Raw genomic sequence first — 14,269 nt, forward strand, 5'->3', positions numbered from 1 at the left:
CTAATCCTCCTTCTTCCACTTCGGTAAGAAGCTCTTCTCCAAATAATCTGTCGTAAAGGTTTCTTTGATAAACTTATCATCCTGCAGTAATGCCAGATGAAAAGACTGATTCGTTTTAATGCCGTTAATAATCATCTCGTTCAAAAGACGTTTGATCTTTTCAACTGCTTCCGTGCGGTCATTTCCAAGCGCAATCACCTTGGCAATCATCGAATCATAAAAAGGTGAAATCGTAACTCCTGCATAAAGTGCAGAATCAATCCGCATGCCTAGATTTCCAACTGGAAAATATAAGTATTTTACTTTTCCCACAGAAGGCGCAAAATTGTTTGCGGGGTCTTCTGCATTAATCCGGCATTCAATCGCATGCCCATGGCATTCAATCTCAGCTTGTTTAAAGGGAAGCTCTTCACCAGCTGCAACCTTCACTTGAGCTTTAACTAAATCAATTCCAGTCACCATCTCGGTAACGGTGTGTTCAACTTGGATTCGCGTGTTCATTTCCATAAAATAGAAATGATGCTCTTCGTCCATCAAAAATTCTAAAGTACCCGTGTTGACATAATTAATTGCATTGGCAGCTTTAACTGCAATTTCACCTAGAAATTGACGCTGCTTTTCATCAATCAATTCACACGGACTCTCTTCAATCACTTTTTGCTTACTGCGTTGCAGCGAACAGTCACGCTCAGGAAAATAAACCGCATTTCCTTGATGATCACGAAAAATCTGAACCTCGATATGCTTCACATTTTCCATGATTTTTTCCACATACATGCGTGAATCACCAAATGAAACTTGAGCTTCTTGTTGTGCTTCTGCAAACGCCTTGCGCAGCTGTGTTTCATCGTCAACACGCCGAATTCCCTTGCCGCCGCCACCAGCAGCAGCCTTTAAAAGGATCGGATAACCAACTTTTTCACCGATTTTTTCTGCAGCATCAGCGTCAGACACAAAGCCATCGCTCCCTGGAATTACTGGCACTCCACTCACGCGCATCTGCTCCCGTGCATTAGCTTTGTTTCCCATCAAATCAATTGTTTCAGATCTGGGACCAATAAAAGTTATGCCACAAGCTTCACACATTTCAACAAACCGACTATTTTCAGACAAAAAACCAAAGCCTGGATGAATTGCCTCAGCTCCCGTTCCAACCGCGGCACTCAAAATATTTTTCATATTAAGATACGAATCCTGCGGTCTTGCTTTTCCCACACAGACCGCTTCATCGGCCAATTGAACATGCAGGCTCTCACGGTCAACGTCGGAATAAACCGCAACGGATTTGATCCCCAACTCTTTTAAGGACCGAATAATACGAACTGCAATTTCGCCACGGTTTGCAACCAAGACTTTCTTAAACATCAAATCACCCTACCTTAACCAATCATGAAGGTCAGTTCAACTGAGCAGACTTTTTGTCCATCTACTGTAGCAAGGCCTCGGCCTAGACCAACATTGTTCCTGATCTTTTCTAACTCAACTTTTAAAATCATTGTATCTCCTGGGCGAACAACTTTTCTGAACTTGGCATTCTTAATGCCTCCAAAGTAAGCTGTCTTTCCCTTAAATTCAGGTAGCGACAATAAAGCAACCGCTCCGGTTTGTGCCAGGGCCTCAATAATTAAAACACCTGGAAGAACCGGATTGTTAGGAAAATGACCATTGAAGACTTCCTCATGCGCTGTCACATTCCGTCTAGCAACTGCTGATTCACCAGGAACCAAGTCATCAACACGATCAATCAAGAGCATCGGATAACGGTGCGGAATGATTTTTTTAATCTCAGTTATATCTAACTTCATCTTAATCCTCCTCAACACGGAACAAAGGTTGATCAAACTCTACCAATTCCTCGTTGTTAACCAACACTTCTTTAATAACTCCATCAACATCACTCTTGATCTCTGTCATCATCTTCATGGCTTCAATAATGCAGACAACATCACCTTTGTGTACATGCGTACCCACTTCAACATATGCCGGTTCTGTTGGTTTAGGCTGCAAATAGACGCTTCCTACCATTGGTGACTTGATTGTTGTCCCCTCTGTTTTCGGCTGTGAAGTCTGCGCATCCTCTTGTTCGCTGACAGTACTGCCGCTCTCATTGCTAGAACCTTGGGGTTGCCCAGCTGTACCTTTGAATTGTTGCAGCAGTTCGGCGGTGATTTCGTTTTTACTCAATCGCAGATGAAACCCATCAGTTTCAATCTCCATTTCCCGTGTAGGGGAAGCGTTAAACTCTGAGATCAATTTTTGTATTTCAGTAAGGTCCATGTTTCTATTCACTCCATTTTCTAAATGCTAAAACAGCGTTATGACCACCAAAACCTAATGAATTACTGATTGCATATTCAAGGTCTGGAGCTGGTTCAGCATTTTCTGTGACCACATTTACGTGGCACTCAGGATCTTGCTTCTTTAATCCGACATTGGCAGGCAATTCACCCTTTTCAAGGGCCGCAATTGTAATCACAGCTTCAATTGCACCTGCAGCCCCTAGCAAATGTCCTGTCATACTCTTTGTACTGCTAACCTTCACTTGGCTATCCTCGCCAAAGACACGATTAATTGCAATTGATTCACCTGTATCATTTGCATGAGTAGCAGTTCCGTGAGCATTAATATACCCAATCTGTTCAGGTGTGACGTCAGCTTCAGCAATTGCTTGTTGCATTGCACGAGCAGCACCTTCACCTGTAGGGTCTGGTGATGTCATATGGAAAGCATCACAAGTACTCCCGTAACCGACAATCTCGCCATAGATTTTTGCTCCACGTTTTTGCGCATGTTCAAGTTCTTCTAAAACCAAGGTGGCAGCACCTTCGCCCATTACAAATCCAGAACGATCAACATCGAATGGTAATGAGGCACGTGCTGGGTCGGTTTCTTTGGATAAAGCTGTCAAAGCAGCAAAGCCCGCAATGCCAATCTCATTTACAGAAGCCTCTGCACCGCCAGTCAGCATCACTTGCGCCCGGCCTTCACGAATCTGACGAAAAGCTTCGCCGATTGCATTTGTACCAGAAGAACATGCAGTTACGATTGCAGTACAGATTCCTTTGGCTTTGAACCGCAATGCGATATTACCGGCTGCCATGTTAGCAATTGAAGTTGGGACAAACATCGGTGAAACCCGTTGTGGCCCCTTGTCCTTCATTTTGATAACTTGTTCCTGAATTGTTGTTAAACCACCAATTCCAGAACCGTAAATGACACCCATATCGTAAGAGTCAGTGTTTGTTTCATCAATTCCGGCCTGTTCAACAGCTGCAATTGCACTATCTACAGCATACTGTGAAAAAAGATCCATTCTTTTAGCTGCTTTTTTCCCAACACGCAATTTTGGATCAAAATCTTTTACTTCACCAGCAACTGTGATCCCAGTCTCGGATGCATCAAATTTACTAATAGTGTCAAATCCAATTTTCCCGGAAAAAATGTTTTTTAGGAAAGTTGCAACGTCATTACCAACTGGTGTAACGGCACCCATTCCCGTAACTACAACTCTATTCATCGCTAATACCTCCTAGATTGTCATCCCACCATCAACAGTGATTACTTGACCTGTAACATAATCATTTTGTGCCAAGAAAACTGCAGCCTGTGCAACTTCAGCAGCTTCGCCAAAACGGCCTAATGGAATGTCTTGCAAAACCTTTTCTTTGACCTTTTCATCCAATACAGCAGTCATTTGACTCTTAATCATTCCAGGGGCAATTGCATTGCATCTTACGTTCCGCAAGGCACCTTCACGCGCAATTGTCTTGGTTAATCCGATCAAACCTGCTTTACTGGCAGCATAGTTTGCCTGACCAATATTACCGTGCAGCCCAACCACACTGGCCATATTTAAGATGACGCCACTTCTTTTTTTATACATTTTTTTCAAAATCTTTTGTGATAAATTGAAAGCCCCAATCAAATTAGTTTCGAGAACACGACGAAAATCGTCTTCTTTCATTCCAATCATCAATTTGTCATCCGTAATTCCAGCGTTGTTAACTAATACGTCAAGTTTTTCATTATCTTGGAAAATTTCTTTTTGCATCCGAACAACATCTTCACTTTGAGAAACATCGCCCAAGACAACACTGCACTCCGCGCCTAATCCTTTGATCTGTGCAATGAGTTCAGCTGGAACTTGCTTACGGGCATTCAGAATGACCTTGCTTCCTTCACGCGCAAAAGCAAGTGCGATCTGTGCACCGATCCCTCGTGAACTTCCAGTTATAAAAACTGTTTTTCCCTTTAATTCCATGTGTTTAACCTCGGTTTGCGTCTTTAAATTTTTGATAACTCTCTAGACTATCAATGTGATAGCAATTCAAATTACGATCAATCTGTTTGGCAAATTTGCAAAGTGTTTTTCCTGGTCCAAGCTCGACGACAGTCTCGACTCCGCTGTGCTTAACCATGAATTGCAGACAATCGCCAAAGTGCGTTGGTGAAATAACTTGCTGTGCTAAAATTTGTTTCAAAGTTTTTTTCTCAAATGGTTGCACAGTTGTGTTACTGATCACTGGAACACTTGTTTCCTGAACCGCAACATCAGCGAGCCTTCTTTCCATCAAAAAGCTAGTCTTTTGAAAAAGCGGGGTATGGAACGCCCCGCTGACTTTTAATGGAATGACCCTTTTAATTTTATTTTCTTCAAAAAGTGACAGGGCACGCTCAACCGCAGCTGCATGACCACCAATCACGAGCTGTTTAGGTGTATTGTAATTAGCAACGCTAACAACTTCATCAGCGTGACTTGCTTCATCGCATAACTTCGCCACTAAAACTGGATCAGCTTTAATCACCGCTGCCATCTCACCTTTAGTCTCATCAGCGTCATTTTGCATAAAACGAGCGCGATCTTTTAAAACTGCAATTCCATCCTCAGGTGAGAATGCTTTTGCAGCAATTAAAGCGGCGTACTCTCCCAAACTAAGTCCAAGCATTCCAGCAACATCAAGCATTGGAAAATCTCTCGTTAACATTCGATTAATTCCTAAACTCATTGCAACAATTGCGGGCTGCACATACTCAGTCTGAGAAAGCTGTCCTGCTTCATTCTGATAAATCTTTAGCAAGTCGAGGTCCAAAACTTCACTAAAATGATCAATCGTTGTGCGATATTCCTGATCATGCTGGTAAAGATCCAAGCCCATAGAACTGAACTGAGCGCCTTGACCGCTAAATAAAAAGCCAATCTTCATAATTAAAAGTCCCCATTAACTATTTAGCATCGATTTCCTTTTTAACATAATCGACAACGTCTTTGATAGTTTTAACATTTTCGTCAGCTTCCAACTTGATATCTAAGTCATCTTCCAATTCGTTCATGATTTCAAAAACATCAAGGCTGTCGGCTTCAAGATCGTTCTTAATGTCAGATTCCATCTTAACGTCAGCTGCATCTACATCCAATTGTTCAACTACGATACCTTTTACTTTTTCGAAAATTTCTTGTTCTGTCATGTTAAAAAACACTCCTCAATAATTTTTTTGTATTTTAATATTTTATAACTTGAGTTCCAACTGTCAAGCCCCCACCAAAACCGCTCAAAGCAATTTTAACACCACGCTTGATTTTTCCTTGTGTAACCAATTCATCTAATAACAATGGCACACTGGCAGCAGAAGTATTACCATATTCCGCAATATTCAATGGAAACTTAGTCAGCGGCTGAGCTAGTTTTTTTGCAATTTGCGTGACAATTCGCGAATTTGCCTGGTGCAACACAAAGTAATCAATGTCATCCAAAGTAAGTGCCGCTTTGCTGACTGCTTCCTCAATCGATTCAGGAACTCGATGGGTGGCAAACGTATAGACATCTCTTCCGGACATGGAAAATGCCCTGATATAATGCTCCTTCAGATTAGGAAAGGTACTGATTGCCTCAGTTTTACCGGCTTCCAGTTTGTCTCCAAATTCTCCGAAAGTATGCAAGCTTGCACCTAGAAAATCCGAGTCACCAGAGGTCTTGCTTTCGAGCAATGCCCCAGCTGCTCCATCACCGAAAAGTACTGCACTCGTGCGATCACTCCAGTCGATCACCTTCGAAAGAACTTCTCCACCAATCAGCATGACACGTTTCGTACTTCCTTGTTGTAAAAACTTTTCCGCAACTTTTAACCCATAAATAAAACCCGAGCAAGCAGCACTAATGTCAAACGCCAGTGCATTTTTGGCCTGCAGTTTCCCCTGTACAAGTGCTGCAGTAGCAGGGGTATAGCTGTCTGGAGACATTGTTGCAACTAACAAAAGATCGAGTGATTCTGGTGCCCACCCACTTTTTTCAAGCAGCTCTTGCGCAACATGCAGACACAAATCTGAAGTATTTTCTCCCAGACTAATGTGACGCTGTTTAATTCCAGTTCTAGTGCTAATCCACTCGTCTGAGGTTTCCATTATTTGGCTAAGTTCGTCGTTAGTGACAATTTTTTGCGGTACGTAACTTGCAGTTTCAACAATTTTTATCTTTTTCAAGTTCTATGTGCTCCTTGATCCTAAGAATGTTCGCGCAGGAAATTTTCTAAATTCCGAAGTGCCTTTTCAATCGTCTTAATTTCCTGAGGCTCAACATCCTTCAAAAAACTCTTGATCATCATCCTATGAAAAGCATCATGCGCCCGATACATCAACCTGCCCTTTTTTGTCAGGCACAACCGAATCACACGGCGGTCGTCACTGCTTCTAATTCTGCGAACATACTTTTTTTTAACTAAACGATCGATTGTTGACGTTAACGTTCCTGGTGTCAGGTGCAATTCACGCGCAACATGGGAAGCTGTTTTATTTTCATACATTGTAATTGCGTTGATGGCGTGCATATCCTTAATTGAAAGATCCTTGAACTTGCTTTTACGCAGTTCATTTTCCTCAATCCAAAGGATGTCACTATAAATCCTTACCAGAGAGTCATTGATTGTTTTTACTCTTTCTTTCATCTGTGTAATATGCTCATCCTTTTTTATGGTGCAATGTGAATTCATCAATTATCAAAATACTTGAGCAAAAAAAAACAATCTCAATTTAAAATTTAGATCTTCTCATTTCTCTCAGCAACAACAAACATTAATTCCGCAAGACAAGCATTTTCACCATTAACCACGGCCTTAGTCTCAACGATTCCCATATTTTCCCTTTTCTTCGTTAACTTGATGTGTAGCTTCAAAACATCGCCCGGACGGACAACACGCCGAAACTTAGCTTTATGAATCGCACCCAAATAAGCGGTTTTTCCCTCAAATTCAGGTGATTTTAAAATAAGGATCGAAGCGGCCTGGGCAAGTGTTTCAATAATCAAGACCCCCGGCATCACTGGATTCCCAGGAAAATGTCCTTTAAAGAACGATTCATTAATTGTCACATTTTTAGTTGCAATGATGCTTTCACCTGCTACCAGTTCATCTACATAGTCAATGTAGATGATTGGAAACCGGTTAGGAATCAAGTCCATAATTTCTTGTGCATCCATAATTGCCACATTCTTCACCTCACTTAAAATTTATTTCGAATATCAAAATATTCGATGTTTGAATAATATTACACTCCAGCAAAAAAGTCAAATTATACCTTTTCTAAAGAAAGGTAATAAAATTTACGTATAAAAATAAACTTTACTGCCTTTCTGAACCGGCTGCTTCTGCTCAGCTAAATTTTCACAATAAACTCCGCAACTTCCTATTAATTCTACGAACACATGCTGAGCGCAATTTTTGTAGAAAGTTGTTTTTGAATAGTTGGGAAAAAATTGATTTACGAAAGCTCGCAGACAGAATGGCAGTCACAATTACAATTTTTTCATTTAAAAATAATCAACTTTTAATTCTAAAACGCATGAAAATAGGGTGTGCAAAGTTTTAAATTTTGACACACCCTACTCAGTTAGCAGTCCGCTTCCTGAAATTAGGATGCTGGAAACGCACTACTCTTTATTATTTTCTTCCTTTTTTTCTGTCTCAGAGTCTGTTGTCTCCGTTGGCTGCTTTTGTTCCGGAGTCTTTTCGACTGCAGAAGGTGCACTTTTGACAGCACTCTCAGCGGGGATAACCTGACCAATTGCAGATTGATCAAAAGTTAGATAAATTCCATCACAATCAAGGGTTACCGTATGCTCAGCAGGATTTATGCTATCAATTACACCATGCAGACGACCAATTGTAACGACAGCATCCCCCTTTTTCAAATTACTCATCATTTCCCGACGTTTTTGCTGCTGCTTCTTTTGCGGACGTATCATCATGAAATACATCAAAACGATAAATGCCGCAAACATGAGGATCGTTGAAACTGAACCGTTCATTATCAATTCACTCCTATTTGTTTTACTAACTTTAACTTTAGCAAAGTTGACGGCCACTTACCAGCCATGTAGCCAAAAAAATTAAAAATTCCGGGCATTTTTTTTGTTAAATCCATATTCTTCAAAGAAAGCTTCTCGAAATTCCAGTAAATGATCATCTTTAATCGCCTGCCGCACGTTCTGCATTAAATGCAAAAGAAAATAAAGGTTGTGATAACTTGCAAGGCGCAATCCAAAAGTCTCATCTGCCTTGAATAAGTGTCGCAGATACGCACGCGTGAAGTTCCGACAAGTATAACAGTTGCAGCGATCATCAAGCGGGCTAAAGTCACGGGCATAAGTCGCATTTTTAATCACAATTCTGCCATGAGAAGTCATACAGGTTCCATTACGCGCAATTCTTGTTGGCAAGACACAATCAAACATGTCTACCCCACGAATAACACCATCGATTAAGGCATCTGCAGACCCCACTCCCATTAAATAACGTGGCTTGTTTTCAGGCAACAGAGGGGTTGTAAAATCTAAGACATGGTTCATCTCTGTCTTACTCTCACCTACTGATAGACCACCAATTGAATAACCAGGAAAATCCATTGCGACCAATTGTCGGGCACTTAGTTGCCGCAGGTCTTGGTGGCCCCCACCTTGAACGATGCCAAACAATCCTTGTCTTTCAGGATTAAGATGGGCTTTTAACCCTCTTTCTGCCCAACGGCTGGTTCTTTCCACCGATTTTTTAATGTAGTCATAACTTTCAAAAAAAGGCGGACATTCGTCAAAGCTCATCATAATATCAGCACCCAGGGAATTTTGAATATGGATCGCTTTTTCCGGTGAAAGGAAAAGTTTTTCACCACTCAAATGACTCCTGAAATGTACGCCCTTTTCAGTAATATCCCTGATTTTAGCCAGCGAGAAAACCTGGAAACCACCTGAATCTGTTAAAATTCCCTTGTTCCAGTTCATAAAGCGGTGCAGCCCACCTGCTTGTTCAACAATTTCCTCTCCTGGACGCAACCAAAGGTGATAAGTATTGGAAAGTACAATATTAGCTCCCATCTCTTCGAGTTCCTCTGGGGCAAGTGACTTCACCGTTGCTTGAGTCCCCACAGGCATAAACATTGGAGTCGGAAACGTGCCATGGGGCGTAATGATTTCACCCAAACGCGCACCTGTATGTTTCTCTTTTTTGAGCAATCGGTATTTAATGGCTGGTTCGGTCATTTAAAATTCTCCATTTCTATTTCCTGCTTATTTAATAAACATTGCGTCTCCAAAACTGAAGAAGCGATACTTTTCTGCCACAGCATGCTGGTAAGCATTTAAAATATTTTCTCTTCCTGTAAAAGAAGCAACCAACATGACTAAAGTTGATTTTGGAAGATGAAAATTTGTGATAAAGGCTTGGACAACCTTCCATTCATAGCCCGGTTTGATAAAAATATCAGTCCAGCCACTGTCTTCTTGAATTTCCCCATTGAACTTCGTACCAATTGTTTCTAGCGTCCTGATGGTTGTTGTTCCTGTAGCAACAATTTTGCCGCCTTCAGCGCGAACCTGATTCAAAACTGCAGCTGCTTCACGTGAGAGACGATAAAATTCGCTATGCATCTTGTGATCTTCGATGTTCTCCACACTGACAGGTCTGAAAGTTCCTAACCCAACATGCAAAGTCAGATAAACAAGGTGAACACCTTTGTCCGCAATCTTTTGCAACAGTTCCTTTGTAAAATGCAACCCAGCAGTCGGTGCTGCAGCCGAGCCAATTTCACGTGAATAAACAGTCTGGTACATTTCTGGATCGTCTAATTTTTCCTTAATATAAGGTGGAAGTGGCATCTCACCAAGTTGATCAAGAATCTCCATGAAAATTCCGGTATATTCGAATTTAATCATTCGACCACCATGTTCAAGTTCTTTAGTAATCACCGCACTAAGCTGCCCATCACCAAACACAATTCGAGTGCCAACCTTCGCTCTGCGTGCCGGTTTGACAAGTGTTTCCCAGTTGTCTCCATCTGTGTTGTTTAATAATAAGACTTCGAGATGGCCTCCTGTTTCCGGCTTTATTCCATAAATTCGTGCCGGCATCACACGCGAGTCATTCATGACAAGTGCATCGCCGGGATTTAATTGATCGATCACGTGATAGAAAACATCGTCGCGATATTTGCCAGTCTGACTATCTAACACAAGCATCCGCGAATGATCACGTTCTGTTAATGGTGTTTGTGCAATAAGTTCCTCGGGTAAATCATAATCGAAATCTTCTGTTGTTAAATGCATCTTTGACAAGTTTGTCACCCTTTTTAAACTAATTTTTATTTTGAACAAATTGAATTCCTAAATGCTCATATGCAGCTTTGGTTGCTACCCGCCCCCGCGGTGTACGCTTGATGAACCCAATTTGTAGCAAGTAAGGTTCAATCATTTCAGTAATTGTTTCAACATCTTCGCCACAATTTGCTGCGAGTGCATTGACTCCTACAGGCCCGCCATCATAGTAATTGATCATTGTCTGCAATAACTTGCGGTCAGTTTCATCTAAGCCGCATTTATCAACACGCAACATGTCAAGTGATGAAACCACAATTTGGTCGTCAACCGCTTTTTTTTGTGCAACTTCAGCAAAATCCCGGACTCTGCGTAAAAGCCGATTAGCTACTCGAGGAGTTCCGCGCGACCTTAATGCAATTTTAGCAGCTCCTTCAGGTGTAATTACAGTCTTAAAGATTCCCGCAGAGCGGACCACAATTTTTTCGAGTTCGTTTTGCGTATAATAACTCATATGTGCGACAATCCCAAAGCGATCACGCAAAGGTGCCGAGAGTAACCCTGCTCGTGTGGTCGCACCAATAAGGGTAAATGGAGGCAATGTAAAATGCACGGGATGAGCGGTTGGACCTTGACCAATGACAATATCCACAAAGAAATCTTCCATTGCGGAATAAAGAACTTCTTCAACTACCTTAGGCAAACGATGAATTTCATCAATAAAAAGAACATCCCCAGCCTCAAGTTCATTCAATAAAGCTACTAAATCTCCAGGTCTTTCAATCGCCGGACCACTAGTTGTCTTAATTTTAACTTGCATTTCATTTGCAATCACCATCGCCAAAGTTGTCTTGCCTAAGCCTGGTGGCCCATACAAAAGAACATGGTCAAGCGCTTCTTGTCTTTTTTGAGCCGCAGCAATATAGACCGTCAGTTCTCTTTTCAAGGTTTCCTGTCCAATATATTGTGCAAGTGTATGTGGCCGCAGCGAAGAGTCACGCTCATCTTCTTCGCTTTCTACTAATCCGGCAGACACAAGCCGTTCGTGTTCAGCCATTGCCTGGCCTCCCTTCTTAATTAAAATTTAGTTGTGCATCAGCAACTTCAAAGCTGCCCGCAAATATTCATCAGTTGACGCTTTATCAGTCTGTGCAAGCTGTTTTGAAACACGTTTAATCTCTGCTTTAGTATACCCCAGAGCTCCCAGTGCTGCGAGTGCTTCATCTAAATAATGCTTTTGAGGTTCCGAGCCAATTCCTAATTCAGTTTGTCCCGGTAAAGCCTCTGTCTTGTCTAATTCGCTCATCTTTCCTTTAAGATCCAATACAATTTGTTGAGCCGTCTTTTTACCTACTCCAGGAAATTTGGTAAGGTAATTAACATTTTCATGATTGATGGCATTCACAAGCCCGCTATGATCCTCATTTGCTAAAATTGCAAGGGCACTTTTGGGACCGATCCCCGAGACATTCAGCAGCTTCAAAAAAAGGCTCTTTTCAGCTAAATCCCAGAAACCATATAACAAAATTGCATTTTCTCTAACTGCCTGGTAGACATAAACGCGTTTGTTAATTTTAAGATCAACTTGATAACGGAACGGATTAGCAACATACACTTGATAGCCGATCCCTCCGACTTCGACAACGATGTAATAAGGTGTAACCGTACTGATAATCCCTGTCAGATATTCATACATTAATAATATTTTCCTTCCAAGTTACGACTTTCTCATTGCTCACGAAGACTGTGGTGCGAGTCTTGGATCCGTTTGAACATTTTTTCCATATCTGCATTTGAGAAGTGGACAAGTACTGGGCGCCCATGTGGACAATTGAACGGATTCTCGCAGCGTGCCAACTGTTGTAACAGCGCACGTGCTTGACGTTCGTCTAAGTGATGATTTGCTTTGATTGCACGTTTGCAGCTCATCATAATCGCAGTTTTTTCCCGATATTGTGCCACGCTTAGATTACCATCCTTTAGCAAATAATCAATCATCTCTTTAAGAATTGCTTCTTCTTGTCCGGCTTTGAACCAAGTTGGATGATGCCGCACAATATAGCTGTTGCGCCCAAATTCTTCTAGATAGATACCGACCTTTCTAAGCTTGTCTAAATTTTGATTAATCATCAAGACTTCACTAGTTGAATAATCGAGCACTAGTGGAACTAACAAATCTTGTTGTGCATCTTCAACTTCGCCAATTTTTTTCCGGTAAAATTCATAGTTGCACCGCTCCTGAGCAGCATGCTGATCAATAATATATAACCCATCTTCAGCTTCAGCAAAAAGATATGTTCCATGCATCTGCCCAAGATAGCTGAGCATAGGAAACCGTTTCTTGGGTGGTTGAACTGGCACCGTTTCTTGGTCACTGTCAGCGGCTGCAGTTGAATCCATTTTAGGGAAATATTTTTTATCCCAAGCACGTAATTTTGTCTCAAGGTCTGCCCGCTGCTGCACAACAAACAGTCCTGGTTGTTGCTCCTCAGCTTGTGGTTTTTTCTCTTCAGCCGCTGCATTTTTTTTAAATGTACGAGAATACTGCTTTTCATTTTGTGGAAAATTAGCTGACTGTTTTTTGTGTGCCTGGTAGTTTTGGGAAGATTCATTAAGATCAATCTCAAGTTGGTCAAGTTCAAGCTTGGATTTTTCACGCCGTCCCACATTTTCAAGCGCATTCGGAATTAAATTTTCCTGTGCAATTCGCGTATAGATCGTTTTTCTTAATAATTGTGCTAGTTGATCTTCCTTACTAATTCTAACTTGCTGCTTGGTAGGGTGCACATTCACATCAACTAACAACGGATCGAGCTTAAGATTAATCACCGCAAAAGGGTAGCGGCCGACCATCAACTTTGAACCGTATCCTTTAATAACAGCATTACTAAGCTGATAATTGCGGATATAACGGCCATTCAACAGCAAACTAATATAAGTTTTGGAAGCCCGTGTCAATGCTGGTAAAGAGACGTAACCGCTGACTTCAAAATCCAGATCTGCTCCGCTAATTGGAATCATTTCACGCGCAACCTTGACACCATAAATCGCACTAAAAGTTTGTTGCAATTTTCCATTACCAGCTGTCTCCAGCAACAAACGACCATTGCTTTGAAAAGAAAAAGCAACTTCCGTGTGACTTAAAGCTAACCGGTTAACAATATCACTGATTGCCGCAAGTTCTGTCTGCATACTCTTCAAATACTTCAAGCGGGCTGGTGTATTAAAAAAAAGATCCGAAACCACAATCTGTGTTCCTTGGGCGCGTGCCCCTATTTTTTTTGAGACCAGCTGACCGCCCTTGATATGAATGATCGTACTAGGTGGTGTCGCAGTTGCAGTTTCTAACAAAACGTCTGCAACTGACGCGATACTCGGAAGCGCTTCGCCCCTGAAACCAAGCGTTTTAATCTTAAAAAGATCTTTTTTTGTAGTAATTTTACTGGTGGAATGTCGTTTAAAGGCTAATTCAACATCCTCTGGAGCAATTCCATCCCCATTATCAGTAACTTGAATTCGCTTAAGGCCACTTTCTTCGACAAGAATATCAATTTGAGTACTGTGTGCATCAAGCGCATTTTCAATCAGTTCTTTGACAACCGAAGCAGGGCGCTCAACAACTTCCCCGGCTGCGATTTGGTCAGCTAAGATTGCAGCTAGTTCATGGATTTTTCCCATTCAAGACGCCCCCTCTT

Annotated in this window: 16 protein-coding genes; all 16 read right to left on the reverse strand. The window is 41.6% G+C overall.

The features are described from left to right. Positions 1 to 1,365 (reverse strand): acetyl-CoA carboxylase biotin carboxylase subunit, encoded by a 1,365-nt coding sequence (accC, locus tag FD50_RS09435; RefSeq protein WP_056961282.1) that lies wholly within the window; start codon positions 1,363 to 1,365, stop codon positions 1 to 3. A gap of 14 nt (positions 1,366 to 1,379) precedes the next feature. Then, the gene (gene fabZ, locus FD50_RS09440) at positions 1,380 to 1,805 is read right to left on the reverse strand and encodes a 3-hydroxyacyl-ACP dehydratase FabZ (RefSeq protein ID WP_056961284.1); all 426 of its coding nucleotides are present in this window, start codon (positions 1,803 to 1,805) and stop codon (positions 1,380 to 1,382) included. Position 1,806: 1 nt separating this feature from the next. Then, positions 1,807 to 2,277: an acetyl-CoA carboxylase biotin carboxyl carrier protein gene (gene accB / locus FD50_RS09445; protein ID WP_056961286.1), complete on the reverse strand. Its 471-nt coding sequence runs from the start codon at positions 2,275 to 2,277 to the stop codon at positions 1,807 to 1,809. A 4-nt stretch (positions 2,278 to 2,281) separates the two neighbouring features. Next, positions 2,282 to 3,517 carry a beta-ketoacyl-ACP synthase II gene (fabF, locus tag FD50_RS09450; protein ID WP_056961288.1) on the reverse strand — a complete coding sequence of 412 codons (1,236 nt, stop codon included), beginning with the start codon at positions 3,515 to 3,517 and terminating at the stop codon, positions 2,282 to 2,284. 12 nt (positions 3,518 to 3,529) lie between these two features. Next, entirely contained in the window at positions 3,530 to 4,261 is a 732-nt protein-coding gene (gene fabG, locus FD50_RS09455) for a 3-oxoacyl-[acyl-carrier-protein] reductase (protein WP_056961290.1), read from the reverse strand. A gap of 4 nt (positions 4,262 to 4,265) precedes the next feature. Continuing rightward, positions 4,266 to 5,204 (reverse strand): ACP S-malonyltransferase, encoded by a 939-nt coding sequence (locus FD50_RS09460; RefSeq protein WP_056961291.1) that lies wholly within the window; start codon positions 5,202 to 5,204, stop codon positions 4,266 to 4,268. A gap of 19 nt (positions 5,205 to 5,223) precedes the next feature. Continuing rightward, positions 5,224 to 5,466: an acyl carrier protein gene (locus tag FD50_RS09465; RefSeq protein ID WP_054755933.1), complete on the reverse strand. Its 243-nt coding sequence runs from the start codon at positions 5,464 to 5,466 to the stop codon at positions 5,224 to 5,226. 34 nt (positions 5,467 to 5,500) lie between these two features. Beyond that, the gene (locus FD50_RS09470) at positions 5,501 to 6,478 is read right to left on the reverse strand and encodes a beta-ketoacyl-ACP synthase III (RefSeq protein WP_056961293.1); all 978 of its coding nucleotides are present in this window, start codon (positions 6,476 to 6,478) and stop codon (positions 5,501 to 5,503) included. Between the two features lie 20 nt (positions 6,479 to 6,498). Continuing rightward, on the reverse strand, positions 6,499 to 6,939 hold the full coding sequence (locus FD50_RS09475) for a MarR family winged helix-turn-helix transcriptional regulator (RefSeq protein WP_054755929.1): 441 nt from the start codon (positions 6,937 to 6,939) through the stop codon (positions 6,499 to 6,501). Between the two features lie 92 nt (positions 6,940 to 7,031). After that, the gene (gene fabZ, locus FD50_RS09480; protein WP_056961295.1) at positions 7,032 to 7,478 is read right to left on the reverse strand and encodes a 3-hydroxyacyl-ACP dehydratase FabZ; all 447 of its coding nucleotides are present in this window, start codon (positions 7,476 to 7,478) and stop codon (positions 7,032 to 7,034) included. A 441-nt stretch (positions 7,479 to 7,919) separates the two neighbouring features. Next, entirely contained in the window at positions 7,920 to 8,297 is a 378-nt protein-coding gene (gene yajC, locus FD50_RS09485; RefSeq protein ID WP_056961297.1) for a preprotein translocase subunit YajC, read from the reverse strand. Between the two features lie 81 nt (positions 8,298 to 8,378). After that, positions 8,379 to 9,524: a tRNA guanosine(34) transglycosylase Tgt gene (tgt, locus tag FD50_RS09490; RefSeq protein WP_056961299.1), complete on the reverse strand. Its 1,146-nt coding sequence runs from the start codon at positions 9,522 to 9,524 to the stop codon at positions 8,379 to 8,381. 27 nt (positions 9,525 to 9,551) lie between these two features. Next, complete coding sequence (gene queA, locus FD50_RS09495) at positions 9,552 to 10,586, reverse strand: tRNA preQ1(34) S-adenosylmethionine ribosyltransferase-isomerase QueA (protein ID WP_056961366.1); 1,035 nt, start codon at positions 10,584 to 10,586, stop codon at positions 9,552 to 9,554. Between the two features lie 28 nt (positions 10,587 to 10,614). Next, the gene (gene ruvB / locus FD50_RS09500) at positions 10,615 to 11,631 is read right to left on the reverse strand and encodes a Holliday junction branch migration DNA helicase RuvB (RefSeq protein ID WP_056961301.1); all 1,017 of its coding nucleotides are present in this window, start codon (positions 11,629 to 11,631) and stop codon (positions 10,615 to 10,617) included. A gap of 27 nt (positions 11,632 to 11,658) precedes the next feature. Further along, the gene (gene ruvA, locus FD50_RS09505) at positions 11,659 to 12,270 is read right to left on the reverse strand and encodes a Holliday junction branch migration protein RuvA (protein ID WP_056961303.1); all 612 of its coding nucleotides are present in this window, start codon (positions 12,268 to 12,270) and stop codon (positions 11,659 to 11,661) included. Positions 12,271 to 12,302: 32 nt separating this feature from the next. After that, complete coding sequence (gene mutL / locus FD50_RS09510; protein WP_056961305.1) at positions 12,303 to 14,252, reverse strand: DNA mismatch repair endonuclease MutL; 1,950 nt, start codon at positions 14,250 to 14,252, stop codon at positions 12,303 to 12,305. Positions 14,253 to 14,269: the final 17 nt, after the last annotated feature.

Source organism: Liquorilactobacillus satsumensis DSM 16230 = JCM 12392 (assembly GCF_001435195.1).
GTDB classification, from domain to species: Bacteria; Bacillota; Bacilli; order Lactobacillales; family Lactobacillaceae; genus Liquorilactobacillus; species Liquorilactobacillus satsumensis.